24 protein-coding genes are annotated in these 26,224 nt (G+C 68.7%); 17 read left to right on the forward strand and 7 right to left on the reverse strand.

Going from position 1 to position 26,224, the window contains the following annotated elements; translation table 11 throughout:
* Positions 1 to 15: 15 nt before the first annotated feature.
* The 4 genes from L3V85_RS21730 to L3V85_RS21745 are packed head-to-tail and all read left to right on the forward strand — an operon-like array spanning position 16 to position 5,043.
* The gene (locus L3V85_RS21730) at positions 16 to 1,578 is read left to right on the forward strand and encodes an ABC transporter ATP-binding protein (RefSeq protein WP_237674773.1); all 1,563 of its coding nucleotides are present in this window, start codon (positions 16 to 18) and stop codon (positions 1,576 to 1,578) included.
* Complete coding sequence (locus tag L3V85_RS21735; RefSeq protein WP_237674774.1) at positions 1,575 to 2,609, forward strand: ABC transporter permease; 1,035 nt, start codon at positions 1,575 to 1,577, stop codon at positions 2,607 to 2,609. The genes L3V85_RS21730 and L3V85_RS21735 overlap by 4 nt, the downstream gene beginning before the upstream one ends.
* Positions 2,606 to 3,508 carry an ABC transporter permease gene (locus L3V85_RS21740; RefSeq protein ID WP_237674775.1) on the forward strand — a complete coding sequence of 301 codons (903 nt, stop codon included), beginning with the start codon at positions 2,606 to 2,608 and terminating at the stop codon, positions 3,506 to 3,508. The genes L3V85_RS21735 and L3V85_RS21740 overlap by 4 nt, the downstream gene beginning before the upstream one ends.
* A gap of 11 nt (positions 3,509 to 3,519) precedes the next feature.
* Positions 3,520 to 5,043, forward strand: a complete 1,524-nt coding sequence (locus L3V85_RS21745; RefSeq protein WP_237674776.1) for an amidohydrolase family protein — start codon at positions 3,520 to 3,522, stop codon at positions 5,041 to 5,043.
* On the opposite strand, the gene L3V85_RS21750 is transcribed toward L3V85_RS21745, so the two are convergent.
* Positions 5,027 to 6,904 carry a CocE/NonD family hydrolase gene (locus L3V85_RS21750; RefSeq protein ID WP_237674777.1) on the reverse strand — a complete coding sequence of 626 codons (1,878 nt, stop codon included), beginning with the start codon at positions 6,902 to 6,904 and terminating at the stop codon, positions 5,027 to 5,029. The genes L3V85_RS21745 and L3V85_RS21750 overlap by 17 nt on opposite strands.
* A gap of 201 nt (positions 6,905 to 7,105) precedes the next feature.
* Here L3V85_RS21750 and L3V85_RS21755 point away from each other — a divergent pair, with 201 nt between their 5' ends.
* Positions 7,106 to 7,498 carry a VOC family protein gene (locus tag L3V85_RS21755; protein ID WP_237674778.1) on the forward strand — a complete coding sequence of 131 codons (393 nt, stop codon included), beginning with the start codon at positions 7,106 to 7,108 and terminating at the stop codon, positions 7,496 to 7,498.
* A 16-nt stretch (positions 7,499 to 7,514) separates the two neighbouring features.
* Here the strand turns inward: L3V85_RS21755 and L3V85_RS21760 are convergent, their stop codons facing one another.
* Positions 7,515 to 8,009 (reverse strand): cupredoxin domain-containing protein, encoded by a 495-nt coding sequence (locus L3V85_RS21760; protein WP_237674779.1) that lies wholly within the window; start codon positions 8,007 to 8,009, stop codon positions 7,515 to 7,517.
* 152 nt (positions 8,010 to 8,161) lie between these two features.
* Here L3V85_RS21760 and L3V85_RS21765 point away from each other — a divergent pair, with 152 nt between their 5' ends.
* The 5 genes from L3V85_RS21765 to L3V85_RS21785 are packed head-to-tail and all read left to right on the forward strand — an operon-like array spanning position 8,162 to position 12,026.
* Positions 8,162 to 9,019, forward strand: a complete 858-nt coding sequence (locus L3V85_RS21765; protein ID WP_237674780.1) for a hypothetical protein — start codon at positions 8,162 to 8,164, stop codon at positions 9,017 to 9,019.
* A 22-nt stretch (positions 9,020 to 9,041) separates the two neighbouring features.
* Positions 9,042 to 9,539 carry an acyl-CoA thioesterase/BAAT N-terminal domain-containing protein gene (locus tag L3V85_RS21770; protein WP_237674781.1) on the forward strand — a complete coding sequence of 166 codons (498 nt, stop codon included), beginning with the start codon at positions 9,042 to 9,044 and terminating at the stop codon, positions 9,537 to 9,539.
* Between the two features lie 9 nt (positions 9,540 to 9,548).
* Positions 9,549 to 10,238: an acyl-CoA thioester hydrolase/BAAT C-terminal domain-containing protein gene (locus L3V85_RS21775; RefSeq protein ID WP_237674782.1), complete on the forward strand. Its 690-nt coding sequence runs from the start codon at positions 9,549 to 9,551 to the stop codon at positions 10,236 to 10,238.
* A 31-nt stretch (positions 10,239 to 10,269) separates the two neighbouring features.
* Positions 10,270 to 10,833 carry a hypothetical protein gene (locus tag L3V85_RS21780; RefSeq protein ID WP_237674783.1) on the forward strand — a complete coding sequence of 188 codons (564 nt, stop codon included), beginning with the start codon at positions 10,270 to 10,272 and terminating at the stop codon, positions 10,831 to 10,833.
* The gene (locus L3V85_RS21785; protein ID WP_237674784.1) at positions 10,830 to 12,026 is read left to right on the forward strand and encodes a PrsW family intramembrane metalloprotease; all 1,197 of its coding nucleotides are present in this window, start codon (positions 10,830 to 10,832) and stop codon (positions 12,024 to 12,026) included. Before L3V85_RS21780 ends, L3V85_RS21785 begins: the two co-directional genes overlap by 4 nt.
* Before the next feature lie 7 nt (positions 12,027 to 12,033).
* On the opposite strand, the gene L3V85_RS21790 is transcribed toward L3V85_RS21785, so the two are convergent.
* The gene (locus L3V85_RS21790) at positions 12,034 to 12,294 is read right to left on the reverse strand and encodes a hypothetical protein (protein ID WP_237674785.1); all 261 of its coding nucleotides are present in this window, start codon (positions 12,292 to 12,294) and stop codon (positions 12,034 to 12,036) included.
* Positions 12,295 to 12,517: 223 nt separating this feature from the next.
* On the opposite strand from L3V85_RS21790, the gene L3V85_RS21795 reads away from it, so the two are divergent.
* Together L3V85_RS21795 and L3V85_RS21800 are read left to right on the forward strand one after the other, a co-directional pair.
* A complete protein-coding gene (locus tag L3V85_RS21795; protein WP_237674786.1) occupies positions 12,518 to 13,564 on the forward strand; it encodes a PAS domain-containing sensor histidine kinase in 1,047 nt (348 codons plus the stop codon).
* 19 nt (positions 13,565 to 13,583) lie between these two features.
* Positions 13,584 to 14,216, forward strand: coding sequence for a response regulator (locus tag L3V85_RS21800; RefSeq protein WP_237674787.1), 633 nt, complete (start codon positions 13,584 to 13,586; stop codon positions 14,214 to 14,216).
* Between the two features lie 11 nt (positions 14,217 to 14,227).
* Here L3V85_RS21800 and L3V85_RS21805 read toward each other — a convergent pair whose 3' ends face one another.
* Positions 14,228 to 15,982, reverse strand: a complete 1,755-nt coding sequence (locus L3V85_RS21805) for a carboxylesterase/lipase family protein (protein ID WP_237674788.1) — start codon at positions 15,980 to 15,982, stop codon at positions 14,228 to 14,230.
* A gap of 221 nt (positions 15,983 to 16,203) precedes the next feature.
* Between L3V85_RS21805 and L3V85_RS21810 the strand changes: the two genes are divergently transcribed.
* Both L3V85_RS21810 and L3V85_RS21815 read left to right on the forward strand, forming a co-directional pair.
* The gene (locus L3V85_RS21810; RefSeq protein WP_237674789.1) at positions 16,204 to 16,569 is read left to right on the forward strand and encodes a DUF2845 domain-containing protein; all 366 of its coding nucleotides are present in this window, start codon (positions 16,204 to 16,206) and stop codon (positions 16,567 to 16,569) included.
* A gap of 19 nt (positions 16,570 to 16,588) precedes the next feature.
* Complete coding sequence (locus tag L3V85_RS21815) at positions 16,589 to 17,095, forward strand: GNAT family N-acetyltransferase (protein ID WP_237674790.1); 507 nt, start codon at positions 16,589 to 16,591, stop codon at positions 17,093 to 17,095.
* Between the two features lie 16 nt (positions 17,096 to 17,111).
* On the opposite strand, the gene L3V85_RS21820 is transcribed toward L3V85_RS21815, so the two are convergent.
* Together L3V85_RS21820 and L3V85_RS21825 are read right to left on the reverse strand one after the other, a co-directional pair.
* Positions 17,112 to 17,645 carry a cupin domain-containing protein gene (locus tag L3V85_RS21820; RefSeq protein ID WP_237674791.1) on the reverse strand — a complete coding sequence of 178 codons (534 nt, stop codon included), beginning with the start codon at positions 17,643 to 17,645 and terminating at the stop codon, positions 17,112 to 17,114.
* Entirely contained in the window at positions 17,642 to 18,385 is a 744-nt protein-coding gene (locus L3V85_RS21825; protein WP_237674792.1) for an NAD-dependent epimerase/dehydratase family protein, read from the reverse strand. Before L3V85_RS21825 ends, L3V85_RS21820 begins: the two co-directional genes overlap by 4 nt.
* Positions 18,386 to 18,478: 93 nt before the next feature.
* Here L3V85_RS21825 and L3V85_RS21830 point away from each other — a divergent pair, with 93 nt between their 5' ends.
* A complete protein-coding gene (locus L3V85_RS21830) occupies positions 18,479 to 19,915 on the forward strand; it encodes a PLP-dependent aminotransferase family protein (protein WP_295175969.1) in 1,437 nt (478 codons plus the stop codon).
* Positions 19,916 to 19,921: 6 nt separating this feature from the next.
* Here L3V85_RS21830 and L3V85_RS21835 read toward each other — a convergent pair whose 3' ends face one another.
* Entirely contained in the window at positions 19,922 to 21,016 is a 1,095-nt protein-coding gene (locus L3V85_RS21835; protein ID WP_237674794.1) for an ATP-dependent DNA ligase, read from the reverse strand.
* Positions 21,017 to 21,154: 138 nt separating this feature from the next.
* Between L3V85_RS21835 and L3V85_RS21840 the strand changes: the two genes are divergently transcribed.
* Both L3V85_RS21840 and L3V85_RS21845 read left to right on the forward strand, forming a co-directional pair.
* Positions 21,155 to 24,340 (forward strand): hypothetical protein, encoded by a 3,186-nt coding sequence (locus L3V85_RS21840; RefSeq protein WP_237674795.1) that lies wholly within the window; start codon positions 21,155 to 21,157, stop codon positions 24,338 to 24,340.
* On the forward strand, positions 24,337 to 26,043 hold the full coding sequence (locus L3V85_RS21845; protein WP_237674796.1) for an SWIM zinc finger family protein: 1,707 nt from the start codon (positions 24,337 to 24,339) through the stop codon (positions 26,041 to 26,043). Before L3V85_RS21840 ends, L3V85_RS21845 begins: the two co-directional genes overlap by 4 nt.
* Positions 26,044 to 26,224 lie beyond the last annotated feature (181 nt).

The raw sequence follows: 26,224 nt of genomic DNA on the forward strand, positions 1-26,224 counted from the left end.
CGCCGCTACTACAGCATGAACAGCAGTTCCTCGACCGGCGGGAGCAGCCCTGCGCGCCCTGCGCTGGTGCTCGACGGCGTCACCGTGCAATACGACACCGTGAAGGCGTTGTCGGACGTTTCCATCGCTTTCGAGGAAGGCCGGATCCACGCGGTGGTCGGCCAGAACGGCGCGGGCAAGACCACCTTCGCCCGCGTCTGCTCCGGCCTGGTGAAACCCACGCAGGGGCGCGTGCGCATCGGCGAGCACGAGATCCGCACCGGCCACGTGAACGCCGCGCGCGCGGCCGGCGTCGAACTGGTGCACCAGAGCTTCGCGCTGCCCGCGTCGTTCACCGTCGCGCAGGCGATGGAGTTCGGCGCCACGCGGCACGGCGGCCTGTTCACCGCGCGCCAGCTCGAGAAGCGCTGGCAGGCGCACCTCGACGGCCTGGGCCTTTCGGTGAGCCCGCGCGAGGTGATCCGCAACCTGCCCATCGAGACGCAGCAGGGCATCGAGATCGCCCGCGCGCTGGTCACCGACGCGCGCGTGCTGATCCTGGACGAGCCCACTGCCGTGCTCGCGCCGGCCGGCGTGGAGACGCTGTTCGAGCGCATCCGCATCCTGAAGAAGCGCGGCGTGACCGTCGTGCTCATCCTGCACAAGATCCGCGAAATGATGGCCATCGCCGACACCGTGAGCGTGCTGCGCCGCGGCGAGCACGTCACCGGCCCGGTGCCGTGCGCATCGATAGGCGCGGCCGAACTGAGCGAATGGATCATGGGCGATGCCAAGGCGCCGCAAGCCGCGGCGCAGTCCGCCGTGCCGACGCCGCGCACCCAAGACAGGCTCACCGCCCCCGCCGTTCTGCGCCTGCGCAATCTCTCGACCCGGCCCGATGCCGAAGGCACGGCGCTGAACGACGTGAGCCTCGACGTGCGCGCGGGCGAGATCATCGGCATCGCGGGCGTCGAAGGCAACGGCCAGCGCACGCTGGTGCGCGCCATCGCCGCGCTGGCCGGCACCGCATCGGGCACGCTCGAATTCGGCGGCAAGGACATGACCCACAGCGACCTCGCCACGCGGCGTGCGGCGGGCCTGCGCATCATCCCCTTCGAGCGCAATGTGGAGGGCCTCTCGCTGAGCAGCAGCCTGTGGGAGAACTGGTCGATGGGCCGGCTGCTGCAGGGTGGGCTGCTGTCGTTCGCGCGGCCCAAGAAGCTGCAGGCCGAATGCGACACCGCGCTTGCGCAGTGGGACGTGCGCTACGCCAACTGCGCACAGCCAGCGGGCTCGCTCTCGGGCGGCAATGCACAGAAAGTGATCTTCGCGCGCGAGGTGGACCAAAGCGCCCGCCTCGTCATCGCGGCGCAACCCACGCGCGGCCTGGACATCGGCGCCACCGCCTATGTGTGGAAAGCGCTGCGGCAGGCGCGCGACCGGGGCGCGGCCATCATCCTCATCTCGTCCGATCTGGACGAGCTCTTCGACATCAGCGACCGCGTGCTGGTCATGCTGCGCGGGCAGGTGGTCGGCGAATATGGCGCGCCCTACGACCTGCGCCAGGTCGGCCAGGCGATGGTGGGAGCGCACGCATGACGGCCTCGCGCGTACTGCCCGTGCTGCGGGTGGTGGTTTTCGTCTGCTTCGCGCTGCTGCTGTGCGCGCTCGCCTTCATGGGCGCCGGGCTCGACGTGGGCGAACTGTTCACCGGCATCCTCGACGGCGCCTTCCTGCGCGACGGCGCGGTGCACCAGGGCCTGCGCTGGGCCATGCCGCTGTTCATCACGGCCACCGGCGTGGCCATCGCGTTCCGCGCGGGCTTCTTCAACATCGGCGCGCAGGGGCAGTTCTATGTCGGCTCCATTTTCGCGGCCTTCACCGCCGAGTGGCTCGCGGGCGGACCGGCCTGGCTGGTGGTCGCATGCTGCCTGCTCGCGGGCATGCTGGGCGGCGCGCTGTGGGCCATGTGGCCCGGCCTCCTGCGCCTGCGCTCGGGCACCGACGAGGTCATCACCACGCTGATGGGCAACTTCCTTGCCGGGCTGCTGCTGGTGTACGTGACCTCCGGGCCGTTGAAAGACCCGACGGGCTCCGGCCAGCAGGCGTCGAGCCGGCCCATCGCCGACGCCTACCGCATCTCCGATTCGCTGGGCGTGTCGCCGCTGATCGTGGTGCTCACGCTGCTGGTGTTCGCGCTGTCGTGGCTGCTGGCCAACCGCACCGCCCTGGGCATCGTCGCCAACCTCGCGGGGCGCAACCCGACGATGGTGGCGTGGCAGGGTGCGCGGGTCGGGCGCATCGGCCTTTTCAGCTTCCTGGTGAGCGGCGCGCTGGCCGGGCTGGCCGGCGGCATCGAGCTGCTGGGGCCGAACGGCCGGCTGGCCAGCGGCTTCCTGCCCGCGCACGGCTTCACGGCCATCCTGATCGCGCTGGTGGCGCAACTCACCATCGTCGGCACCGCCGTGTCCGCTCTCTTCTTCGGCGCGCTGGCGTCGGCGGCGCTGTACCTGCCGGTGATGGCCGGCATGCCCGCGGCGGCCATCGAGGTCATCAACGCCACCATCGCCCTGTTCATCACGTCCCGCGCCAAGTGGCTGGACAAGCTCCTGACCCGAAAGCCCGCATGACAGACACGCTCGTCTCCATCCTGATCTCCGGCACGCCGCTGATCTACGTCACGCTGGCCGGCGTGCTGGCGCAGCGCGCGGGCATCTGGAACCTGGGCCTGGAAGGGCTGATGATCATCGGCAGCTGCGCGCTCATCGTCGGCATCGTGCAGACCGGCTCGTTCGCGCAGGCCATGCTGATCGCGGTGGGGCTGTGCGTGGCGGCATCGGCGCTGCTGTGGTGGGTGGTCGAACGGCTCAAGGCCAACCCGATCATCGCGGGGCTGGGCCTGACGGGGCTGGGCCTGGGCGGCACTTCTCTGGCCATCCAGGCGCTGTACGACAGCGAAGCCACGGTGACGGCACCGTTCGGCATTCCCAAGCTCAACAGCCTGTTCGGCGCCGACCTGGGGCCGTTCGGCGGTCTCTCGGTGTTCGTGCTGCTGATGCCGGTGGCGGTGTGGCTGGTGTGGCTGCTGCTCGAGCGCACCCGGCTGGGCCTGCAGATGTCGGCTTCGGGCGAGCATCCGTTCGCGGCGCGCAGCGTGGGCGTGAACCCCAGCCGCATGCGCCTGCTGGCATTGGCGCTCGGCGGGGTGCTGTGCGCCATCGGCGGCGCCGAGCTGGCCGGCGGCAGCCTGCAGATCTTCTCGCAGAACATGACGGCGGGCCGCGGCTTCATGGCCTTCGCGGCGGTGATCTTCGGCGCCGGCGGCGCGCTGGGCGCCACGGCGGCGGCGCTGTTCTTCGCGGTGGTGTCGGCATTGGGCATCCGCGCGCAGCTGGTGTATGGCGGCGCGATCTCCAACGATCTGCTGCAGTCGCTGCCCTACCTGGCGACCATTTTCGGCGTATGGCTCAGCACCAGGCTGCGCGGCGGGCTGGGCTCGATCCGGGGCACGGCCGAAATGCGCGACTGAGCAGGCAGCACATGACGACCACGCCAGCCCTCACCCTGATCCGCGGCGCCGAGGTACTGACCATGGCCGGCCCGCAAGGCACGCAGCCCGTGCATGCCGACCTGCTGCTGCGGGACGGCAGGATCGAAGCCATCGGCCCCGGCCTGCCCGTGCCGCCGGTGTGCACGCTCGTCGAGGCGCACGGCAAGCTGCTGATGCCAGGCCTCGTCAACGCGCACACGCATTCGAGCGAGACCTTCTTCAAGGGCCGCTACGAAGGCATGCCGCTGGAAACCTGGCTGCTGTATGCCTACACCTACCTCGGCGGCGGCCCCATTCCCGACCGGCTGCTGTACCTGCGCACGCTGCTGCTCGCCATGCAGTCGCTGAAAAGCGGCGTGACCACCCTGTGCGACGACTTCTTCGACCCGATGGCGCACGGCATCGACCGGCTCGGCATCGTGTTCCAGGCGTACCGCGACGCGGGCATCCGGGTCAACGTGTCGAGCGCGGTGCTCAACACGCCCGTGCTCGACTCCACGCCCTTCGGCCACGAGCTGTTCCCCGAACACCTGAGCGCGCAGCTGAAATTCGGCGCGCCGACCACGGCCGCCGACTACACGGCGTATTGCGAAGAGGCGTTCAGGCAGTTCCACGGGCAAGCCGATGGCCGCCTGCGCTTCGCCATCACGCCCTCGGCGCCGCAGCGCTGCACCGTCGACATGCTGCAGGCCTGCCACGCGCTGGCGGTGCGGCACGGCGTGCCGCTGCACACACACCTGCTCGAAACGAAGGTGCAGGCCGTGGCGGGCCAGATGTTCTACGGCAAGACGCTGGTGGCGCACATGCACGACATCGGCATCCTCGACCGCCACGCCACGCTGGCCCATGCCATCTGGCTCACCGACGCCGATGTCGCGCGCATGGGCGAAGCCGGCTGCACCGTGGTGCACAACCCGCTGAGCAACCTGAAGCTGGGCTCGGGCCTTTCGCCGATCCGCAAGCTGCTGGATGCGGGCGTGCGCATCGGGCTGGGCACCGACGGCCTTTCTTCGAACGACAGCGCGCGCGTGTTCGACCTGATGCGCTTCGCCGCGCTGATGCACAACGGCCCAGCCTCCGACGCGGCCGAATGGCCGGTCGCAGCCGAGGTGCTGAAGATGGCCACCATCGACGGCGCGCGCACCGCGCTGCTCGACGACACGACCGGTTCGCTCGAGGTCGGCAAGGCCGCCGACCTGCTGATGCTGGGCATGGACAACGACAACTTCAGGCCACGCAACGACATCGCCAGGCAGCTTGTGTATTGCGAGAACGGCAGCTCGGTCGAACTCGTCATGGTGGGCGGCCGGGTCGTCTCGCAGGGCGGCCGGCTGCACACCGTCGACGAAACGGCGGTGTGGGCCGAGCTGGACGAACTGCTGCCAGCCTACCTGCGGGAACACGGCAAGTGGGAAGCCGCCAACCAGGTGTTCGAGCCCTGCTTCGCCGAGGTGATCCGGCGGTGCAAGGCAGTCGATCTTCCCGGTCTCCCGCGGTTCACACCGGCGGCTTAGGCCCCACGCCCGAAGGCACCGCGATCTCGTTCTTGCGGCAGGGCTGCTGCTGCACGATGCCGCATGTCGGAAGGCCCGGCGCGTGCGGATACGCCACGTGGCCAAGCACGATGCTCGACGCCCTGGCGGTGTCGTGCCAGATGCGGTTGGTCGCCGGTGTCTGGCGAATGCCGAACACCCAGTAGCCGGTCTGCGAAGGCGTGTCGATGGTCACGCGCAGGCTGGAGCCAGCGCGGAACACATGCGCGAACTTCTGCAGCTCCAGGCGCATGAGCACCGGCGTGTCGGGCTCCAGCATTTTCACGGTGGCGGCGGTGAAGTCGCCCGTGGGCCGCAGCACGGTCGACTTGGCGTCGTCGAGCTGCCGCTTGGACGCGCGCAGCCAGCCGCGCTGCACGAACATCTCCATGCCGTCGGGTCGGACCTCGGACAGGCTCACCTGCAGGTCGGTGTCGGTGGCGGTCGAACTCAGGTACAGGTCGGCCGAGCCTTCGCCATAGAAGCTCAGGTCCTGCGGCAGCGGCGCGGTGGTGAAGACCTGCTGGCCCTCCGGCGCGCTCACGGCTGCCCAGCTGCTCTTGTCCTGGTCGTTCACCGCCGGGCTTTCGATGGGATAGGCGTAGCTGCTCGAAGGCGTTCGGTCGTCGGCCGGAGCCTTGTCGGTCAACTGTCCGCCGGGCTGCAGCCACAGGCGCATGGGCCGGGTCTTGACGGGCAGCCGGTCGAAGGTGGCGGCGGCCGTGTGCACCAGTGTCAAGCTGTCTTTTTCGCCGACGGTCTCCTGCATTTCCTGCAGCAGGTGCACATGCGGCTCTCGCTCGAAGCCGTTGTTCTCGCCCTTGAGGAAGTGTGCGTAGAAGCGCCGCTGCACGTCGCGCATGTAGGCGGAGAAATCGCTCGTGCCGTGCAGCCCGTTGGAGCTGATGAGCCACATCTTCTCGGGTGCGATGGTGTCCTCGTAGTAGCCCATGCGCGGGCCTACCTGCTCGTCCTGCCACGACTGCGTGCCCAGCGTCGGTATGTCGATGTTGCCCGTCACGAGGATGGCGCTCTTCTTCGCATAGCGCGCGCCGTAGTGCGGGTCGTTGTCGAGCCAGTTCACCAGGTCGAGGTCGGGGCGCTTGATCTTCTCGATGTTGTCGCGCACATTGCGCGCGCACTCGGTGTCGCCGTCCAGCCGCGCGGCGTCTTCGGCGGATGTGCGCCAGATGTCGGGAAAGCGCCCCCACCATGCCGCCGGAAATCCGATGTTCTGGATGCCGCCCGGATAGCCGACGTCGCGGTACGGGTCGGTCACGTTCTTGCCTGGCGCAATGGCCACCAGGCCCTTGGGCCGCTGCGCCGCCACCCACAGCTGGTTGTACCCCGGGTACGAATAGCCCACCATGCCGACCTTGCCACTGGACCACGGCTGCTGCGCTGCCCACTCGACCGCGAACGCACCGGCCGCGCCGACCGTGGCGTCGAACACCTGGTCGTCGCCGCTGGAGCAGCCCGTGCCGGGCACGTTCAGGCCCATCACCGCATAGCCCTCTGGCACCCAATTCGGCGCCTCGTCGGCGACCACGCCGGAGCCATAGCCGTCGTATTCGATCAGCACCGGGAAGGTGCCGGTCGCGCGCGGCAGCAGCACGGTGTATCGCATCTTGTTGCCGTCGGGCAGCGTGAGATAGCCCCACTTGCGCACCGTGCCTTCATTGACCTGCGGCGCGGCCGGAGGCGGCGTGGAGCCGCCCACGGCAACGGGCACCGGAATGATGGCGGTGCCCGACGAACCACCTCCACAGCCCGCGAGCCCCGCGGCGAAAACCAGCGACGGCGCCATCGCGCGCCAGAGCCATCGACAATCAGAAATCTTCATGAATCCGTCCCTATCGAGTGTTGCGTTTCGATGCCCCGACGAGGCATCGGCGCGCAATCTAGCTTCGATAAACGAGACTGTCGAAAAACATGAAGGGTTGGTTAATGCAGCATGAAGAAGGGTTGAAATCCTTATGCGAACCGGCTGCGGATAGAGTGCCTGCCTGCTTCACTCCACAGCGCATCCGCGCATTCGGCATCCATGAAATTCGGCTACACCATCGTCTACGTTCCAGACGTCGCGCAATCGCTTCAGTTCTTCGAACAGGCCTTCGGTTTCGCGCGCAGGTTCCTGCATGAATCGAACACTTATGGCGAACTCGCGACCGGCGAGACCACCCTCGCCTTCGCCGCGCACGAGCTTGCCGAATCGAATTTTCCGCAAGGGCATGTGGCTGCATCGGCCTCGGCCAAGCCGTTGGGCATGGAACTGGGCTTCGTCACGGACGATGTCGCCGGGGCGCATGCGCGTGCCATCGCGGCGGGTGCATCGGAGCTTTCGGCGCCGGTCTCCAAGCCCTGGGGACAGGTGGTCTCCTACGTGCGCTGCCCCGACGGCACGCTGGTCGAACTGTGCTCGCCCATCGGCGGCTGAGCACCGGGCCGGCGGTTCAGCGGCCGGCCTTCGCCACGCTCACCGCGCCCTTCATGCCGGCGTCGTAGTGGCCCGGCTGCAGGCAGCCGAAATCGACCTTGCCGGCCTGCGTGAACTGCCAGAGCACCTCGCCGGTCTTGCCCGGCGCCAGCGTGACCATGTTCGGATCGGCGTGCTCCATCTCCGGGTTCTTCATCATCGCCTCGTAGTGCGCGCGCAGGTCCTTGCCGGTTCCCAGCACCAGCTCGTGCTTCAGCACACCCACGTTCCGCACGACGAAGCGCACCGTCTCGCCCTGCTTCACGCTGATGTCGGACGGCGTGAAGCGCATGTTGTCCGTCATGTCGACATTGATCGTGCGGACTGACTTGCCGGCCACGCCGGGCTTGCCGATCGCGCTGTCGGCGGCGGCGTCGTGACCGCCTGCATGCGTGCCCGATGCGGCTGCGCCGGCGGCCGCCAATGCGAGCAGCGCCGCGACGGCGGGAATGCGGAGTCTGATGCGTGCCATGGTCTTCCTTCTTTCTCTTGCGTTGTCTTGCCATGAACGGGCGAAATGCCCGCCCCCGCCGCACTCTAGAAAGCCCGCCCACGGATCGCCTGACAAGCCGATGACAAGAAAGTAATCTACGCAGCCTCGCGCCGCCACCAGGAAAGGAATCCATGTCGCACCCCGTCTTCCTGTCCAGCTCCAGCCTGCCCCGCATGCCCGAAGGCAGCCGCAACGAGTGGCGCGGCTTCTTCGGCCACGGCGGCGAACTGGAGGCCAACGCGTTCTTTCCGCTGTTCTGGCGCGCGCTCTTCAGCGCGGACGACATCCGGCACGCGAAGTTCATCGACGAGTACGACATCGACGACGAAGACGCCACCGTGGACCGCGCGGAGTGCATGGACGACTTCGGCGCGGAGGCCACCTACCCCTACCTCGTGACGGACAAGCGAACTGCGTTGGCAAGGCTGGCAAGCCGGCGCGAAGCCATCGTGACCGCGGTCGGCGAGCGCTACCGCCCCATCTACGACGGCTTCACGGAACTCATCGCGCATGGCTTCGCGGACCATCTGCTGCTGCGAACCAGCGGGTTGCCCGACGCAGCCGACAGCGAGCAATGGCTGCGCGCCAGTCTCGCGGCCATCGACGGGCCGGATGCGGCGAGCGGCGAGATGAAGCAGCTGGCCAAAGACCTGTCTCGGCATGACGCGAACCCCGTGTGGCTGCTGGCCGGCACCGGGACGACCGAAGCGGGGCCCTGGCCCACGGAGGCACTGAAGAGTCTCTTCCCGCAGGCCGACAGGAAGAAGCCGAGGCAGGATCCAGCCGCGCCCCGACCCGCGCAAACGCCCGCCAAGCCCAAGAGCTGGCTCGATCCGTTGCTCGAATGGGTCGGCATCTTCGTTGCGGCTGGCGCCGGCCTGGGTACTTACTGGTACACGCGGTCGGTGTGGCTGACGCTGCCGGCCTTTCTTTGCGCGGCGGTGGTGGTGGGCTTCGGCATCGCGAAGCTGCGCGGGCCGCGATCCTGAACTGCAAGGGAGCCACGAACAGATGATGAAGTTCGATCCGTTGCCAACGCAATGCCTCGTGGACCAATCGCTGGAGATCCGCGTTCGAGGCGCCGTGCCCGGCGAGGCGGTCGTCCTGAAGCTCGGCAATCGCTTCAAGGACACGGTGTTCCTCTCCGAAGCCACCTTCGAGGCGGACGCCTCCGGCGTGATCGACCTTCTCGCGCAGGCGCCGATCTCGGGCTCGTATGGCAACGTGGATGCAATGGGACTGTTCTGGTCCCGCGTACCGATCACCGGTGAGCGTGCCGCAGCGGTGCCGGGCCTGAGCGACGACCCGCTCACCACTACGCTGACGGCCGAAAGCACGGATGGCCGGCATTCGATCTCCCATGCGATCCGGCGCGTGTACCTGGGCACCGGCGTGACTTCGCGGGCAGTCGACGCCAACGGACTCGTGGGCAAGTTGTTCGAGCCGCCGGGTGCGGGCCCGCACCCGGCGTTGCTGGTACTGGGAGGTTCAGGCGGCGGCATCGAGTAGTCGCACGAGATGGCCGCGCTGATGGCATCCCACGGCTATGTGACCTTGGCATTGGCCTACTTCGCGGCCGAGGGTTTGCCACCCACGCTGGATCGCATCCCCCTCGAATACTTCGGCACCGCGCTGCAGTGGCTGGCGACTCAGCCGGGAGTTATGGCAGATCGTATCGGCGTGATCGGCGTCTCGCGCGGCGGCGAACTGGCGTTGCTGCTCGGCGCGAACCATCCGGTCATCCGCGCTGTCGTCGCGTATGTGCCCAGCGGCATCGTGCATGGCGCGTACCCGGAGAACGGCTTCAGCGCCTGGACGCTGGGCGGCAAGGAGCTGCCGTTTTCCGGCAGCTATTCCGCAGAGGAACGGACCGGCATCGCGGTGGAAAGAATCAATGGCCCGGTACTGATGATCTCCGGCCTCGACGACCAGTTGTGGCCATCGACAGAACTGACGGAATTCGCCGTCCGGCGCTTTCAACGGAACAACTTCCGCCACCGCGCCGAACACCTGCGCTACGAGAACGCAGGCCACAGCATCGGCTGGCCCAACGGGCCGACGACCACGCTGAATTTCAGGCATCCCGTGTCCGGGGAAGAAATGATCGCGGGCGGCACGCCTGAAGGAACGGCTTGGGCGCGAAGCGACTCGTGGGCACGGATGCTCGAGTTCGTTCGAAGCGCACTCATCGACGCACCAGCGCCCTGAACCTCGTGCAACCATATGGCACGATCCAGCCATGCACGAGCCCTCCCGCCGAATCCCCTACCGCACCTGGCCCGGCGCGCTCGCGGTTCTTCTCGCCATTGCCGCCTACGTCGGCGGCCTGACCTTCTGGGATCGCCACACCCCCGGCGCCCGGCCGCTGGCCGCGGGGGAAACCATCGACGCAGGCCAGGCGCGCTTCGTGCCGGCCGATGGATGGCAGATGGACGTCGCGCGCTCCAAGGCCGGCCGGTCGCTGATGCTGCTCAAGGGCGGCCATAAGTTCCTGGTGACGACGGAGCCCTGGGCGGGCGGTCCCGACGGGCCCCTGGTGCGGCAGCAGCGGCTCATGGAGCGCGGCCAGGGACTGACCATCGACGGCGACGTGTCCGACTTCGTGACCTCCTGGGGCCTGCAGGGCAAGACTTTCGCCTACTACGGCTCCAAGCTCGCGGGCCGTTTCTGGCAGGTGGTCGACCTGCGGCGCAAGTCGCTCGTGCAGATCGACTTCTACGGCCCGAACGACGGCCTCGACGATGCGTTGGCGGATGCCCGTGCCATGCTGGACTCGATGGACCTGGAAGCACCAAAGGAATGAGCATCAACGCCCCGATCTTCGACAAGGACCAGGCCGCATGGCCGGTCGGCACCGACTCTTTCTTCCAGCCGCAGCGCGCGGCGTTCTGGGTGTTGGCGGCGCTGATCGTCAACGGCCTGTTCTACACGGTGAGCATGTTCTCGATGGGTTTCCGCGTGGTGCCCGTCACGGCCTTCCTGGGGCTGCTGGTGTGGGGGCTCTACACGCTGCTTTTCCTGGCGGCCTTTCGCACGCTGGACCTGCTCGAGCAGCACCCGCCGGAGGCGTTCATCCTGGCCTTCGCGTGGGGCGGCATGGGCGCGGTCTACTTCGCGGCGCCGGCCAACATCGCGATCCAGAGCCTGTGCGCCAAGCTCATATCGCCCGACTTCGTGGCGGTGTGGGGGCCGGCCATCGCCGGGCCGATCACGGAAGAGTTCCTGAAGATCGCGGGCGTCATCCTGCTGGTGCTGGTCGCGCGCAACCAGTTCCAGACTTACCTCTCGGTGCTCATCGTCGGCGCGCTGGCGGGGCTGGGCTTCCAGGTGATCGAGAACCTGAGCTACACCGTCAACGCCTCCATGCACTTTCCGCTGGAGAACCAGGTCTATCCGGTGTTCCTCAACCTGCTCACCCGCGGGCTCATGAGCGGGCTGTGGAGCCATGCGGCCTACACCACCATCGCGTCCTTCGGCATCGCCTGGTTCCTGCTGCACCCCGAACGGCCGATGGTGGTGCGGGTGGCGGCGGCGCTGCTGGCCTTCGCGCTTGCGTGGGCAATGCACTTCATCTGGAACTCGCCGTTCCTGGAAGACCTGTTCGACAACGGCTACGGCGAAATGGCCGTGCTGCTGTTCGTCAAAGGCATCCCCGTGATGATTGCGGCCGGTTTGATCTGGCATGTGGCCGCGCGCGAGAACGGCACCTACCTGCATGCGCTCGCGGCCGTCTTCGTGCCCGAGCGCGAACTGATCAGCGACGACGAATGGGTGCGGCTGGGCGCGCCCATGCAACGCTACAAGGTGCGCCGCGAGATGGGCTGGACCTACGGCTGGCGCGCCAGGCGGCTCAAGACGAGGCTGCAGCGCGAACAGCTGCGGCTCATCCGCAAGGCCGGCACCTACGGCCGGGGGCCGCAGACGCTGCGCCATGAAATCGCCATCAGGCAGCTGCGCGCGGAACTCGATCCGCTGATCCAGCCGCGTCAGGCCTGACGAAGGCTCAGCCCGCGTCCTTCAGGGCCTTCTTCGCCTTCTCGGCCGAATTCTTCGAACGGTTCTTGTGATAGCCCGACTTGACGTTGTTCACGGCCTTGCCCACCGGGCCGCTCTTCTTGGCGTCGCTGTCCGCGCGCTTCTCGTCGATCTTGTGCTTGGCGGCATCGGTCGCGTCCGATGCGGCCTTGCCGATCTGGGCGTTGGCGGTGCCGGCGGCGAGCAAGGTGAGCGATGCGGCAAGCGCGATCATGATTTTTCTGGTCATCGGGTGATCCTCCAAATTTGGTAGTCGAGCCTCGATGCTCGCATCGCGGGCAGCGCCCGCGTGTCAGCCGCCACCCCGCATGCCTGGGGGCCGCCATCGGACATTTCCGGCAACGCCTTCGGGCAACCCCGCGTCTCGCAAACCCGCAGGGCGCGCTCATTGCACGGCCACTGGCAGGCCGTCGCCCTATCATGAAGCCGCCATCCGCCCCCTCAAAGAACAAGTGACAGACCTGGAGCGAGACAACAGCCTGCCGGACATGCCCTTCCACACCATCGTGGAGCAGATGGTCGCGGGCATCTATGTCATTCAGGACGACTGCTTCGTCTACTGCAACGCCACCTGGGCCGCCATTGCGGGCTACACGGTGCAGGAAGCCACAGGCATGTCGCTCGCGCAGATCGTGCCGCCCGACTTCCTGGAAGTGGTGCGCTCGCGCATCCGCGCCCGTCTGGCGGAGCAGCCGCCCAGCATGCACTTCATCACGCGCGGACTGCACCGCGACGGCAGCGTGCGGCTGGTGGAGGTGCACGGCACGCGCATCACCTATCGCGGCCGGCCCGCGGTGATGGGCGTCGGCGTGGACGTGACCGACCGCGTGCGCAACGAGGAAGAGCTCAAGCGCTCGCGCGAGCAGCTGCAGGCGCTGGCCGCCTACACCGCCAACAAGCTGGAAGAACAGCGCCTGGCGATGGCGCGCGACGTGCACGATGTGCTCGGCGGCATGCTGACCTCCATCAAGATGGACGCCACACGCATCCAGCGCCGCGCAGAAAACCCCGAGATGCAGTCGCTCACCCGGGACTTGATCGCGCTCACGCAGCAGACCATCGACACGGTCAAGCAGATCTCCGAGGCGCTGCGCCCCAGCGCGCTCGACCACCTCGACCTGTCGGTGGCGCTGGCGAACGAGCTGCACGCCTTCACGCGCCGCTCCGGCGTGCCGCATGCGCTCGACACCGGCACCGCCACGCCGCGGCTGCTGCCGCGCCACACCACGGCCGTCTACCGCATCTTCCAGGAAGGCCTGACCAACGTGTCGCGCCATTCGAAGGCCTCGCACGTGGGCGTGACGCTGCGCGTGGAAGGCGCCCAGCTGGTGCTGGAGCTGCACGACGACGGCTGCGGCTTCGACACCCGCACGCCCGGCGGCAGCGCGCTGGGCCTGCTGAGCATGCGCGAGCGGGCAAGAGAGATCGGCGGCGAGCTGCGCATCGAATCGGCACCGGGCCGGGGCACGCGCCTCGCGCTGCGCGCCCCGCTGCTCTGAGGAAGAAAGAGGCGCACCGGTGATCGACATCCTCATGGTCGACGACCACACCATCTTCCGCTCCGGGCTGCAGCGCCTGCTGCTGGACGAAACCGACATCCGCACCACCGGCGAGGCAGCCAACGGCGCCGAGGCGCTGGCCCAGGTGCGCCAGCGCCGCTTCGACGTGGTGCTGCTGGACATCAACATGGAGGGCCGCAACGGGCTGGAAGTGCTGGCGTCGATCCGCGCGGCGCAGCCTTCACTGCCGGTGCTGATGCTGTCGATGTACGCGGAGGAGCAGTACGCGCTGGTCGCCATCCAGGGCGGCGCGCGGGGCTACATTGCCAAGGACGCCGAGCCCGCCGAACTGGTGCGCGCCATCCGCCGCGTGGCGGCCGGCGGCCAGTACCTGAGCGCTCGCGCCGCGCCGCTGGTCAGCGGCCAGCTCGAGGGCCGCGACGAACGCCCGGCCCATCAGCGCCTCACGGTGCGCGAGCACCAGATCATGCTGATGATGCTCAAGGGCATGTCGCTCACAGTGATCGGCGAAGAGATGCTGATCAGCGTGAAGACCGTGAGTACGCACCGCACCAACATCCTCGAGAAGCTGGGCGTGGCCAGCACCGCCGAGCTGGTCCTCTACGCGGTGCGCCACGGCATCATCCAGTAGCGGGGTCTGCTTCAGCGCGGCCCGCTGCGCAGCGGGTCGACCGAATCGGGCAGCGCGTTGAAATCCAGCTGCTGGAAAAGAAAGTCGCGTTGCTGCGGCGACAGCAGCGAATAGCGGGGCCAGAAGAACAGGTAGTCGTCGGGCGACATGTACGACTGGTTGTCGAAGATCATCCGCTTGTTGCACAGCAGGCAGACGAAGTTGGTCCAACCCGTCCACGGCGCCTTGCCGTCGAACAGCCGCGTGGGCGCGCCATAGCGCGCGAAGCTGGCCGTGTAGTCGATGAACTTGTCCGACAGTGCCTTGCGGCTGGAGGCGTTGGCCGTGCTCCATGCAAAGCGCGAGAAGTTCGGCTGGTCGGTCACGAAATTGCCGAACAGCGCCGCCACGTCGATCGCATGGAACGCACCGAAGGTGTCCTTCCAGGGCTGGGGCGTGTCGTCCCAGTTGTAGTTGTAGCGGTAGATGTCGCCGTTCTGCAGCCGCAGCACGCGGATGACGTTGTCGATCACGTTGTCCAGCGCATAGGTCAGCGCCTCGTGAGTCTGCGTGTAGATGGGGCGGAACTCGGGCTTGATGAGCTGGTTGAAGGTCACGGTGCCCGGTGCCGCGTAGTTGGCGAGGTTCCAGAACTCCTGCTGCGTCGGCTGGCCCATGCCGAACAGGAAGGCGAAGTACGAGCCCTCGTCGTGCGTCGAGCCGATCATGATCGGCATCTTGTTGTAGTCGCCCAGCAGCAGGCCCGGCAGGCCGCTCGCGCGAATCACCGTGCCGTCGGTGAAGTGGCCGGGCACCACCGGGCTGGGCGTGAACTTCATGATCTGCGCCGCCGTGGCGTTGCGCAGCAGCGCGGCGATGTCGCCCTGGCTCATAGACGCGCGCTGCGCCGTGGCCTGTGCGATGGTCGATGCGCGGCCGGTGTCGACCAGCAGACTGTCGATCAGCGACTCGGCCGCCAGCGTGCCCACCACCGGCGGATAGGCATTGGGAATGCCCGACATGCACAGCGCGCGGTGGAACTTGCCCGCCGCCAGCGGCGACTGCAGCAGGCCCCAGGTGTTGATGCAGCCTGCCGACTGGCCCGCCACCGTCACCTGCCCGGGGTTGCCGCCGAAGGCGCCGGCATTGGCCTTGACCCAGTCGAGCGCGCGCACCAGGTCCAGCGTGGTGAAGTTGCCCGAGTCGTCGAGCGCGTTGCCGGTCTTCAGCGCCGGATGGTTGAGCCAGCCCAGCATGCCCATGCGGTACTGCACCGTCACCACCACCATGTTGGCCTTCTGCGCGAGGTAGGCGCCGTCGTAGCTGGGGTCGCGCGCCGTGCCCTTGGTGTTGCTGCCGCCGTGGATCCAGAAGAACACCGGCAGGTTGTCGGCGCTGGAGTTGGGGCGCCACACGTTCAGGTAGAGGCAGTCTTCGCTGCCCACGGGCTGGCCGAAAGTGGCGGGGTCGGGCTCGCCGAAGGGGTTGCCGACCTGCGCGCACATGCCGGCCAGCGTGGTGGCAGCGCGCGAGCCACTCCAGGGCACGGGCGGCTGGGGCGCGCGCCACCGGAGGTTGCCCACCGGCGGCTGCGCGAAGGGAATGCCGAGGAAGGCATGCGTGTTGTTGGCCGCAGCCTTGCCGTAGATCTGGCCGGCATCCAGCGTGCGCGTGAGGCTCTGGTTGTAGGCCGCCAGCGCGGGTGCTGCGATGGCGCCGAGCGCGCAGAGCGCGGACAAGGCCGCCATGCGAAGCAGGCGGAACAGCGAAAACTGCCGATGATTCATGTTGTCGTCTCCTGGTGGATGCAGCAGGCTCTGGCGGCCCGGGTCGTCGCAGGATTCTGAAGACCGCGAGGCTTCGGCGGGCTCGGTGTCATCGCAGGTGCCCGGGAAGAATTGTCCGATTGACATCGGGGCCGCGAAGGGCCATGCAAAGGGAAAAGGAAAAGCCCCTGAACTTCAGGCGGCGGCTAAAGTCCCAGGCTGAACAGCCTCCCCTGCACCCCATGCGCACCACCGCCGCGAGCGCCTTCTCCCTCTTCTTCTGCATTGCCGCACTCCTGTACGGCGCGGGCGTATCCGCCCAGTCGCTGAGCTGCGGCGGCATGCTCTCCGGCGTGGGCGACTCCAAGTTCTCTGTCGTGCAGAAATGCGGCGAGCCGGTGTCCAAGGAATTCGTCTGCGTGCCGCGCCCGCAGGTCGCCTGGGTGCTTTCGCCCTACCCCGGCGGCCCAGCGCAGCAGGTGCTTACGCAGCAATGCGTGCCGATGGAAGACTGGGTGTACAACCGCGGCCAGGGCAGCTTCCTGGGCATCGTGCGCTTCTACAACGGCACGGTGGAATCGGTGCGCGACGGCGACCGGGTGCGCTGAACACGGGAAGAATGAGCCCATGAAGATCGACATGAGAAACGAAGCGCCATCCGACGCGCACGCCATCGAGGCATTGACCGCCGCGGCCTTTCTGGAAGCGCCACACTCCAGCCATACCGAGCAATTCATCGTCAACGCGCTGCGGCGCGCGGGGCAACTGAGCGTTTCGCTGGTTGCGCAAGACGGCGATCGGATCGTCGGCCATGTCGCGGTGTCGCCCGTGCGCATTTCGGACGGCACGACCGGCTGGTACGGGCTGGGCCCGATCTCCGTGGCGCCGGCGCTCCAGGCAAAAGGCATCGGCTCGCGCCTCATGCACGAGGCATTGGCCGCGCTGCGCGGCATCGGTGCGGCCGGCTGCGTGGTGCTGGGCGATCCTGGCTACTACGGCCGCTTCGGCTTCGCGGCCACGCCGGCATTGGTGTATCCGGGTGTGCCGCCACAGTACTTCCAGGCGCTGTGCTTCAGCGGGCCGATGCCTGCCGGCACCGTCGCGTATCACGCGGCATTCGAGGCGCAGGACTGAGCGGCGTCGCCGCCGTTCAGGGCGGCAGCACCAGCGGCCCGCAATTCGCCTCGGTCACGAACACCGACACCAGCTTCGCGTGCCTCACCGGATCGGGGTTTTCGGCAAACAGGTGCAGCGTGCCGGGCGGCTCGAAGAAGGTCTCGCCGCTTCGGTAGTCGCCGGGCGGCGTGCCGGCCAGTTGCGAACGCACCCTGCCTTCGAGAATGATCGCGGTCACAGAACCCGGATGTCGGTGGGCCGGCGAATAGGCCATCGGCGGGAAGTCGACGATGGCCGTGGTGACGGACTTGCCGGGCACATGCGGCAGCGCCTCGCACGAGATCACCTTCACCGAAGTCCTCGGCCGCGCGGCCGCGCCCGAACCCTCGACTGGCGGTGCCGAGGCGAACATCGGCCGGCTCACCGTGCTGCAGATGTCGTCGATGAACCGGGCGGCCGACTGCCTGCCCGCGTGCGGCAGCAGCGCCCAGCCCGCCGCGGCGACGGCCAGCGCGCCGAAGCCGAGGGCCGCGCTGTGCCGCCGCAGCAAAGGCGACATCGCATTCATCGCACTGCCTCTTGCGGCAGCCGTGCATCCGCGCGCCAGCCCAGCGCCCGCTTCGCCTTCTCGCTGCTGACTTCGTCGCAGTCCTCCGCAACGTTGAAGACACCGCCTTCCGAACGTTGCAATGCCAGCAGCGCCGCCACGGCCGCAGCCTCGACATGCAGCGGGCTCGCGCCCTTGGGCTCGGCGGTCGAGGTGCCCGGTCCGTAGAGCTGGCCGTAGCGCAGCACCGTGGCCGTCATGCCCCGCGCGCCCAGCACTGCCTGCTCCAGCGCGGCGACGCCGTCGACGCTGACGCGGCGCGCGTCCTCCGCGTCCAGGTCGAGCGGCATGTCTTCGGTGAAGGGTTTCGCGCCGGGCGCATAGGCCCAGGCGATGCTTTGTGCCACCAGCCGCCTTGCACCCGCCGCCGTCGCGGCGGCCACGAGGTTGCGCGTGCCTTCGGTGCGCACCCGCGCATTGAGCACGGCGGCCTCGGCCATGCGCTTCGGGTCGAGGTCTTTCGGCAGATCGGTGAGCTGGTGGACCACGCCCCAGGGCGCGATGCGCACGAGCGCCGCATTCAAGGCCGCCGCGTCGAACACGTCGACGACGACCGGATGCACACCCCGCGCCTCCAGCTCTGCGGCCCGGCCGGCCCGCCGCGTGCTGCCGTACACGGCATAGCCCGCGTTCCTCAGCAGCGGAATCAGCGCGGAGCCCACGGCCCCGGTCGCACCCGCCAGAAATACTTTCTCGCTCATCGCATGACTTCCTTCAAGCTGTTCATGGAACGAGCTTAGGCCTACGATGACTCACCCGAAAGAACCAAGAATCCACAAAACGACTGGGCCATGATGGCAAGCGAGAACACCCCCGCCGGCAACATCCCGACGCTCGACCGCGCCAGGACGACGCCCCTGTTCCGGCAGATCTACGAGCGCTACCGCAGCGCCATCGAGCAAGGCACGCTGCGGCCCGGCGACCGGGTGGCGTCGGCGCGCAGCCTCGCCAGCGAACTGGGCGTGGCGCGCGGCACCGTCGAGGCGGCCTACAACCAGTTGGCCGGCGAAGGCTATCTCTCGTCGCACGGGCAGGCGGGCACGGTGGTGTCGCCGTCGCTGCCGCCGCAGCGCCAGGCGCGACGTGAATCCCGGCGCGCCGAGACGACCGCCGCGATCGGCGGACTCATGCAGCCGGGCGAGCCGCCGCCACTGCAGCTCGGCATTCCGTCGCTCGACGCCTTCCCGCGCAAGCTGTGGTCGCGCCTGGCCGCGCGGCGCATGCGAGCGACCGGCGCGGCCGACATGTTCTATGGCGACCCCGCTGGCTTCGCGCCGCTGCGGGAGGCCATCGCGGCCTACCTGCGGGTGTCGCGCGGCGTGGCCTGCCATCCCTCGCAAGTGCTGGTGACGGCGGGCTATCGCGCCTCGCTCGCTTTGGTTGCGCGCACCTTGCTGAAGAAGGACGACCGCGTGTGGATCGAAGACCCGGGCTTTCCGCCGACACAGGAGGTGCTGCGCCACACGGGCCAGCGCACGGTGCCCGTGCCGGTCGACGACGAGGGGCTGGTCGTCGCGCGCGGCCTGCGCAAGGCGCCGGCCGCGCGCATGGCTGTCGTCACGCCCTCGCACCAGGCGCCGCTGGGCGTGTCGATGTCGCTGGCGCGGCGGCTGCAGTTGCTTGAGTGGGCTTCCAAGGTGAATGCCTGGATCGTCGAGGACGACTACGACGGCGAATACCGCTACGCCGGTCCGCCGCTGCCGGCGCTCAAGAGCTTGGACGGCAACGACCGCGTGCTGTATGCGGGCAGCTTCTCGAAGGTGCTCTACCCGGGGCTGGCGCTGGGCTACCTGGTGGTGCCGGAGTCATTGCGCGCGCGCTTCGAGGAAGCCGCGCGCATCGGCTCGAACGGCAGCCCGCAGCTCACACAGGCCATCGTGGCCGACTTCATGCGCGAGGGCCACTTCTCGCGCCACCTGAAGAAGATGCGGCTGCTGTACGCGCGCCGACGAAGCATGCTCGCCACGGCGTTGCTGAAGGCTTTCGGCCATGCGGTTCGCATCGATCTGAAAAGCGGCGGCATGCACCTGATCGCCCGCTTCGACGGACATGGCCACGGCGATGCCGAACTGGCCCGACGCGCGCAGCAGGCCGGGCTGAACTGCCAGCCGTTGTCGGGCCGGCGCATCGCGGCGAACGGCGACGAAGGGCTGCTGATGGGCTTCACCAACATCGCGAGCGCCATCGAGGCGAACCGGCTCGCGGCCCGGCTGCGCGCGGCGTTCGACTGACGCGCCTCAGGCCTCGCCGTCTTCCTCGAGCGCGGCGCCGCGGTCCTTGATGCGCGTGACTTGCGAAAGCACGGCGTCGGCCGGCGTCATGTCGGGCCGCTGTCCCTTGTAGACGGGCTGCTCGAACTTGCCGCCGGCATAGCGGTACAGGTAGCGCACCTCGACCAGCGCGCCCACGGCCGGCAGCGCTTCGCCGGGCGGCACGGTCACGTTGCCGAGGTCGATCGTCGCGCCGGTCTCGTCGCGCAGGCCCACTGCCACGGAGCGCTGCGCATTCACGCGAAGCACCTCGCAGGTCGCGCTCTGGTTGAACTTGAACTTCAGGCTGGCGCTGCTGCGGCCGGCGGCGAACGGCGCGTCGAGCGCCTTCAGCACATAGCCTTCGCCGTGCGCGGCCAGCAGTTCGGCGGCGCGCCTGCGCTTGCCCTCGGCGTCGAGCTCGAGCGCGAGCACCGTGATCCACGGCACCGACGGCGCAGCCTTGCGCAGATGGCCGAAGCGTTCGATGAAGGGCGCGCCGCGCAGGTCCTGCCCGGCCAGCTCCAGCAGGTCGAAGGCCAGGAAAGCGTCGCCCACGTGCTCGCCCGCGATCACCGTGCGCCCGGCGGCCATGCCGGCGGTGCCGACCCACGCCTGCGGTATGTCGACGAACAGCCCGCGCCGGTTGGTGCCGCGCACCGTGCCGTCTTCGATCAGCAGGATGCGGTTCTCGCCATCGGCCTTTTCCTGCAGGCCCCAGCCGGGGTCGTCGAGGTAGCGCGCCACCTGTTCCTCAGGGATGAGCGTGGGCAGCTGCGGCAGCTCGCCGCTCACGCGGCCGGCAAGCTCGGTCGAGGTGTAGAGCGCGCCGGACTGGTCGGGCGTGTAGCCCTTGGAGGTCTTCTCCTTCACCACCTTTTCGTAGATCTTCAGCGCCGCCTCGTAGGCGAGCGGGCTGCTGGTCTTGGTGCCGGTGGCGAGCGTGCCGCCGCGCCTTCCGTTGCCGTAGTCGACGACCCAGCCGTCGTCCTTCGGGCGCAGATGAACCTGGTAGACCTTGTCCGACCCTTGCCCCGTGAAGTAGAGAAAACTCGACTGTTGTAAGTGTTCCGTATTCGCCATCGCGCTCTTTGCCTGCCTGTTGGAGAAGATGCCTGTCGCGCAGCATGCTACACACGGCCGGCGAGCGTCCATGCCCGCTAAGATGCTCGGCGGCACAAGAAGCACAAGCATCCAACCCGAAGGCAGGGAGGCCTCCGCGTGAAGCGCATTCGCTCAGAGAAATTGATCCGCATGAAGCCGGGCGCGCTGGGCGCCACCGGCTTCAGCACGGTGGAACTGTTTGCCTTGCCGCAAGCCCCGGGCCACGTGGTGCACGTGAGCACCAGCCGCGACGGCCAGCAGTGGAAGGAAACGGTCTACACGCCATCGCCGCTGCCGCTGGATGCCGCCACCGCCGCCTTCGAGCAGGCCGTGGCGGCGCAGATCGCGCAGGGCTACACGATCGAAGGCACCCCGCTTGCAAGTGCCCCGGCTGCACTGCCGGCCCCCACCGCACTTGCGCATCCTGGCGACGCCGTGCTGCTCGCGAGCCTCCACCCCGACGCCTGGCGCCTGCTGCCGCCGGTGCGCCAGAGCCGCGTGGTGTGGCGTATCGGCGAACGCAGGCTGGCCGCCGCGGTGCCGCGCCTCATAGACCTCATCGAGACCGGCGAGCCGATGCTCGACTATTGCATTGCCTGGGCCATCGGCCGCTGCGGCGACGGCGGCGCCTTCGAGGCGATGCGCGAGCTGTCGCAGCGGGGTCGCACGCCGGTGATCACGCGCGCGGCTCGCTGGGCGGCATTGAGCCTGTGGCCACAGGACCAGCGCGCCAGCGAAATGGCGCGCATTGCAGACGACTGGCCCGCCGCGCTGCGCCGTGCCTGGGCCGGGCTGCTGGAGCTGCCGCTCGAACAGGCCATGCCCCGCCTGCGCGAGCACCTGTCCGACACCGCGCTGTGGAACGGATTGAAATTCGCGGCGTGGGTCGAGCAGCTGTTCGACATGTCGTTGCTCGAAGGCCCCGCAGCCGACAGCCTGGTGCACGCGGCGCTGCGCGAGATCGCTCGGACGCTGCAGCTCGCGGCCGGCAGTTTCCGCGCATGGCGTCGGCTCTACAAGGGCGCGGAGTTCGCGGGCGACTATGCGCTGCTCGGCGTGCTGCACCAGCGTCTCGAAACGCAGCGCGCGGCCTTCCGCTCCGGCGGGCGATGGGCGATGGCGAACGGCCGCTATGTCGAGATCGCGAAGGAAATCGTGCGGCCCGACAGCCGCCTGGCCTACAGCCAGCGCACACGCGACTACCTGCGCCGCCGCACCTGGCGCAGCCTGCGCCGGCTGGCGCTGGCGGGCACGGCCGACGAGGCCAGCTGGCTGCAGCTGGCCATGGGCGTGCTGCTCGCCGCCGACGATGCCGAAGCCGGCACCGCCGGCCAGCAGCGCGACCCGCGCTGGAGCGAGGAACCCGGCCGCTGGCACACCGGCCCCTACAGCAGCTGGCTGGTGCTGATGCAACTGCTGCACCGCCACGACGCCGAATGGGAAGCCCAGCGCGGCGGCCTGCGCTGGCGCCGCCACAGCCCGCTGCCCACGCAACGCCTCGACCGCACCGAAGCCTGGCCGGAACGCTGGGACCGCCATCCGCAAGCCCTGCTGCAACTGATGCAACAAGGCCGCTGCGCCGCTGTGCATGCCTTTGCCGCCCGCGCCCTGCAAGACAACAAGCCCTTCTGCGAAGCGCTGGACGCGCCCGCCGTGTGGGGCCTGCTCGCCAGCAGCTGGGAAGACACCGCGCGTTTCGCGCTCGCCATCGCGCGCCAGCGCATCGCGGCGGGCACCGCGCCCATGCAATGGCTGCCTGCGCTGCTGCGCTCCCCGCTCGCCGAGGCACGAGCCTATGCGCTCGAGTGCATCGCGCGCGATCCGGGCCTGTACAGCCAGCAGGTCGACCTCCTGCTGATGCTGCTGACATCGGCCGACGCCGAGGTGCGCCGCGCCTCGCGGCTGCTCCTGCAGGCGGCGGCGTCGAACCTTTCCACGCTCGATGCCCTCTGCGTCCAGTTGCTGGCGTGGCTTTCGGCCAGCGATGCGGAAACACCCGAGCTGCCCGCCATCTGCGAGAACATCCAGTGGGCCTTGCAAGGCCTGCTGCAAACCGCGGCAGCCAAGGCGCCGCTGCCGGAACTGCTTGCGCTCTTCGACCACCCCGCGGCCGAGGTGGTGGCGACAGCGGCCGAATGGCTCCTGCTGCACCCCGCCTCGGTACAAGGCCTGCCGGTGGCCGTGCTCACCCGTCTGCTGCAGTCCGACGATGCGCGCCTGCGCGGCGCGGGCGTACGGCTCTTCACCGCATTGCCCGACGACACGCTGCTCGGCCAGCCCGAGCTGTTCGCGGCCTTTTGCGCGAGTCCGATGGCGCCGGTTCGCGCGGCCGTGGCGCCCAAGCTCGCGCAGTTGCTGCCGCAGCACCCGGCCTTCGGCGCGGCGCTGATGCCGATGCTGCGCGACGAGCTGTTCCGCGCCGAAGCCGCCGAGGGCGTGTTCGACGCCCTGCTGCAATGGCTGCGCGGCCCGCTCGCCGAGCACACGCGCCGCGGCGAACCCGCCGTGACGCTGCGCCTGCTCGAAGCGCGCAGCAAGGGCGCACAGCAGCTCGGCGCATGGCTGCTGCCGCAGCAGGACCCGCAGGGCTTCGACGTGCTGCAGACCGCGAGCCTCGGCCTCGTCGACACCGCCGCCGCGCGCCGCTGGGCCATGGACCAGCTCGCCGCGCAGCCGGAGCGCACGCTGGCCAATCTCGGCGACGCGCTGCGCATGTTCGACAGCCGCTGGGACGACGCACGCGACTGGGCCCGCCAGTGGTTCGGCGCGCAGGGCAGCGCGCCGCAGTGGACGCCCGCGCTGCTGGTTCGCCTGTGCGACCACAAAGACGCGGGCGCGCAGCGGCTGGGCCGCGAACTGCTCACCACGCATTTCGACGTGACCGATGTCACCACCTACATGCTGCAGCTGAGCCAGCATCCGTCGCCCGGCATGCAGCTGTTCGTGACCAACTGGCTGGCCTCGGCCGCCGGGCAGAAGCCCGACGTGCTCGCGCGGCTGGAGCCCTACTTCCTGAGCGTGCTGTCGCAGGCCAACCGCGGACGGCTGGCCAAGGCGCGCGTCATGCAGTTCCTGGCGGCGCAGGCGGCGCATTCGGAAGATATCGCGCGCATCGTCGCCCGCGTGTTCGCACGGCAGGCCGTCACCGGAGCCATCACCGAGCGCGCGCAATACGTGGCGGGGCTGCGCGGCATCCAGTCGCAGTTCCCCGACCTCGACAACCCCCTGCAGACCGCCCCGGTACGCAGCGTCGCGCCGCGCCGCGCGCTGCCTGCCGCACCGGGCGGAGGAAGCGCCGCATGAGATTCCAGTACCGCTACTTCGGCCACTCGGGCGCGCAGCACACGGCCGACAGCACCGCGCTGCAGTTCGCGCCCGACACGCTTCGCGCGCCGGTTCACTTCGTGGCCGACATCAACCGCCACCTGCCGTTCCGCGAGGGCATGTCGGCCCTGCACGACGTGGTGGTGGGCGACCTGCGCTTCCAGCCGCGCGACAAGAGCGCGTACCTCGAATGGCTGGCCGGGCAGGAAGGCGAACTGCTCGCCCAGTTCATGACGCGCAGCGACGAACTGAAGGCGCAGATGGCGCCCCTTCGCGACGAGCTGGCCGAGCTGCGCAAGCGCAAGTCGGCCGTGCTGCAGCCCTTCCTGCGCGCGCAGAAGAGCTACTTCGACCACATCTACAAGGTCAATCGCGAAGCGTGGTTCGTGCTCGACCCGGTGATCACGGTTCACCCCGACCGCGTGTTCTTCGAATGCTTCAGCCAGGACGAGTCGAGCTACGGCATGTTCTCGTGCAGCCACGACGTCTTCGACCGGGTGAGCGACCACGCCTTCGGCACCACCAACGTCGACTACTCGGAATCGCTGTACGACGAGTTCCAGAAGATCCGCGACTACAAGACCACGCGGCTGGCCATCGACCCCGGCGGCTTCCAGGTGCAGAGCGACAACGACCCGGCCTTCCACGAGCCGAAGATCGACGTGCCCGACAGCTGGGTGCGCGGCTTCCTGCAGGTGAGCAGCGCGATGCTGCTGCCCGCGCAGCGGCTGCAGTTGCACCCGATGGACGTGCACAACATCTGCCTCGTGCTGCGCCGGCGCAAGGAGCGCGTGGGCCCGCGCTCGCTGCGCTTCATCCTGCGGCCGGGGCAGCCGGTGCGCATCCTGTTCGAGCCCTGGGGGCACGAGCTGGTGTGCCCGCGCTCCACGCACAGCGCCACCTCCGACATCGACATCCGCGTGTGGGGCCGGCGCCGGCTGTTGCAGCTCGAACGCCTGGTGCCGGTGGCGCAGGGCTTCACCGTGCACCTGCTGGGCACGGGCATGCCCAGCTTCTGGGTGGCGCAGTTGCCAGACATGGAATTCACGCTCGGCCTTTCGGGCTGGACCGCCAACGACTGGTCGCGCAACGGCCACTTCGAGCTGCTGCAGCCGCGCCACACGGTCGACCACGACACCCAGCTGCGCGTGTTCGCGGCGCTGGGCGAACGCTGGCGCGCCACCACCGCCGAACTGGCCGCAGCCACGGGGCTGTCGACCCTCACGGTCGATGCCGCGCTCGGCGGCTATGTGCAGGCCGGCCGCGTCGTGTACGACCTGGCCCACGGCGTGTGGCGCCTGCGCGAACTCAGCCGCGAGCCGCTGCCCATGGACAAGCTGCGCTACGCCAGCCCCGAGGAAGAGGCCGCCGCCGAACTGGTGCGCGCGCGCCGCATCGCCAACGTGAAGACGCAGGCGCGGCCCGACGGCGGCCTGGCGCTGAGCGGCAAGTGCAAGAGCGTCTCCGGCCAGCGCGAGTACCAGGTGAGCCTGCAGCTCGACACCGACCAGCGCGTGGCGTCGGGCGAATGCCAGTGCAGCCACTTCGTGCGCCACCGCATGACCAAGGGGCCGTGCGAGCACATGCTCGCGCTGCGCCTGTCGGCCTCGCCGGCCACGACCGCAGTCCAGAACGCAACGACAACGACGACAGATCAGGAAAGGACCGCCCGCATCGGCTGATACACTGCTTTTTGCGAACGGAGCGGGAAGGCTCTTGCAATCCGGTTGGCGTATCGCCACCCTCGCACACAGCACTTCCCAAGCGTCACTGGACGTCTCTTCACTGTGCCGTAGGTGCACGGTGGCGCGACAACAGTGCGGCTTCCTCGAAGCTCATCGGCGCCACCGTGCACCTACGGCG

It is taken from the genome of Variovorax paradoxus (assembly GCF_022009635.1).
Lineage (GTDB): Bacteria > Pseudomonadota > Gammaproteobacteria > Burkholderiales > Burkholderiaceae_C > Variovorax.

What these genes read in the sequence shown, in the direction of transcription:
- L3V85_RS21810 (WP_237674789.1), top strand. Translation starts at nt 16,204, where the DNA reads ATGCGCACCACCGCCGCGAGCGCCTTCTCCCTCTTCTTCTGCATTGCC.
- L3V85_RS21815 (WP_237674790.1), top strand. Translation starts at nt 16,589, where the DNA reads ATGAAGATCGACATGAGAAACGAAGCGCCATCCGACGCGCACGCCATC.
- L3V85_RS21765 (WP_237674780.1), top strand. Translation starts at nt 8,162, where the DNA reads ATGTCGCACCCCGTCTTCCTGTCCAGCTCCAGCCTGCCCCGCATGCCC.
- L3V85_RS21745 (WP_237674776.1), top strand. Translation starts at nt 3,520, where the DNA reads ATGACGACCACGCCAGCCCTCACCCTGATCCGCGGCGCCGAGGTACTG.
- L3V85_RS21825 (WP_237674792.1), bottom strand. Translation starts at nt 18,385, where the DNA reads ATGAGCGAGAAAGTATTTCTGGCGGGTGCGACCGGGGCCGTGGGCTCC.
- L3V85_RS21775 (WP_237674782.1), top strand. Translation starts at nt 9,549, where the DNA reads ATGGCCGCGCTGATGGCATCCCACGGCTATGTGACCTTGGCATTGGCC.
- L3V85_RS21845 (WP_237674796.1), top strand. Translation starts at nt 24,337, where the DNA reads ATGAGATTCCAGTACCGCTACTTCGGCCACTCGGGCGCGCAGCACACG.
- L3V85_RS21805 (WP_237674788.1), bottom strand. Translation starts at nt 15,982, where the DNA reads ATGAATCATCGGCAGTTTTCGCTGTTCCGCCTGCTTCGCATGGCGGCC.
- L3V85_RS21785 (WP_237674784.1), top strand. Translation starts at nt 10,830, where the DNA reads ATGAGCATCAACGCCCCGATCTTCGACAAGGACCAGGCCGCATGGCCG.
- L3V85_RS21740 (WP_237674775.1), top strand. Translation starts at nt 2,606, where the DNA reads ATGACAGACACGCTCGTCTCCATCCTGATCTCCGGCACGCCGCTGATC.
- L3V85_RS21770 (WP_237674781.1), top strand. Translation starts at nt 9,042, where the DNA reads ATGATGAAGTTCGATCCGTTGCCAACGCAATGCCTCGTGGACCAATCG.
- L3V85_RS21790 (WP_237674785.1), bottom strand. Translation starts at nt 12,294, where the DNA reads ATGACCAGAAAAATCATGATCGCGCTTGCCGCATCGCTCACCTTGCTC.
- L3V85_RS21730 (WP_237674773.1), top strand. Translation starts at nt 16, where the DNA reads ATGAACAGCAGTTCCTCGACCGGCGGGAGCAGCCCTGCGCGCCCTGCG.
- L3V85_RS21735 (WP_237674774.1), top strand. Translation starts at nt 1,575, where the DNA reads ATGACGGCCTCGCGCGTACTGCCCGTGCTGCGGGTGGTGGTTTTCGTC.
- L3V85_RS21820 (WP_237674791.1), bottom strand. Translation starts at nt 17,645, where the DNA reads ATGAATGCGATGTCGCCTTTGCTGCGGCGGCACAGCGCGGCCCTCGGC.
- L3V85_RS21750 (WP_237674777.1), bottom strand. Translation starts at nt 6,904, where the DNA reads ATGAAGATTTCTGATTGTCGATGGCTCTGGCGCGCGATGGCGCCGTCG.
- L3V85_RS21755 (WP_237674778.1), top strand. Translation starts at nt 7,106, where the DNA reads ATGAAATTCGGCTACACCATCGTCTACGTTCCAGACGTCGCGCAATCG.
- L3V85_RS21835 (WP_237674794.1), bottom strand. Translation starts at nt 21,016, where the DNA reads ATGGCGAATACGGAACACTTACAACAGTCGAGTTTTCTCTACTTCACG.
- L3V85_RS21760 (WP_237674779.1), bottom strand. Translation starts at nt 8,009, where the DNA reads ATGGCACGCATCAGACTCCGCATTCCCGCCGTCGCGGCGCTGCTCGCA.
- L3V85_RS21830 (WP_295175969.1), top strand. Translation starts at nt 18,479, where the DNA reads ATGGCAAGCGAGAACACCCCCGCCGGCAACATCCCGACGCTCGACCGC.
- L3V85_RS21780 (WP_237674783.1), top strand. Translation starts at nt 10,270, where the DNA reads ATGCACGAGCCCTCCCGCCGAATCCCCTACCGCACCTGGCCCGGCGCG.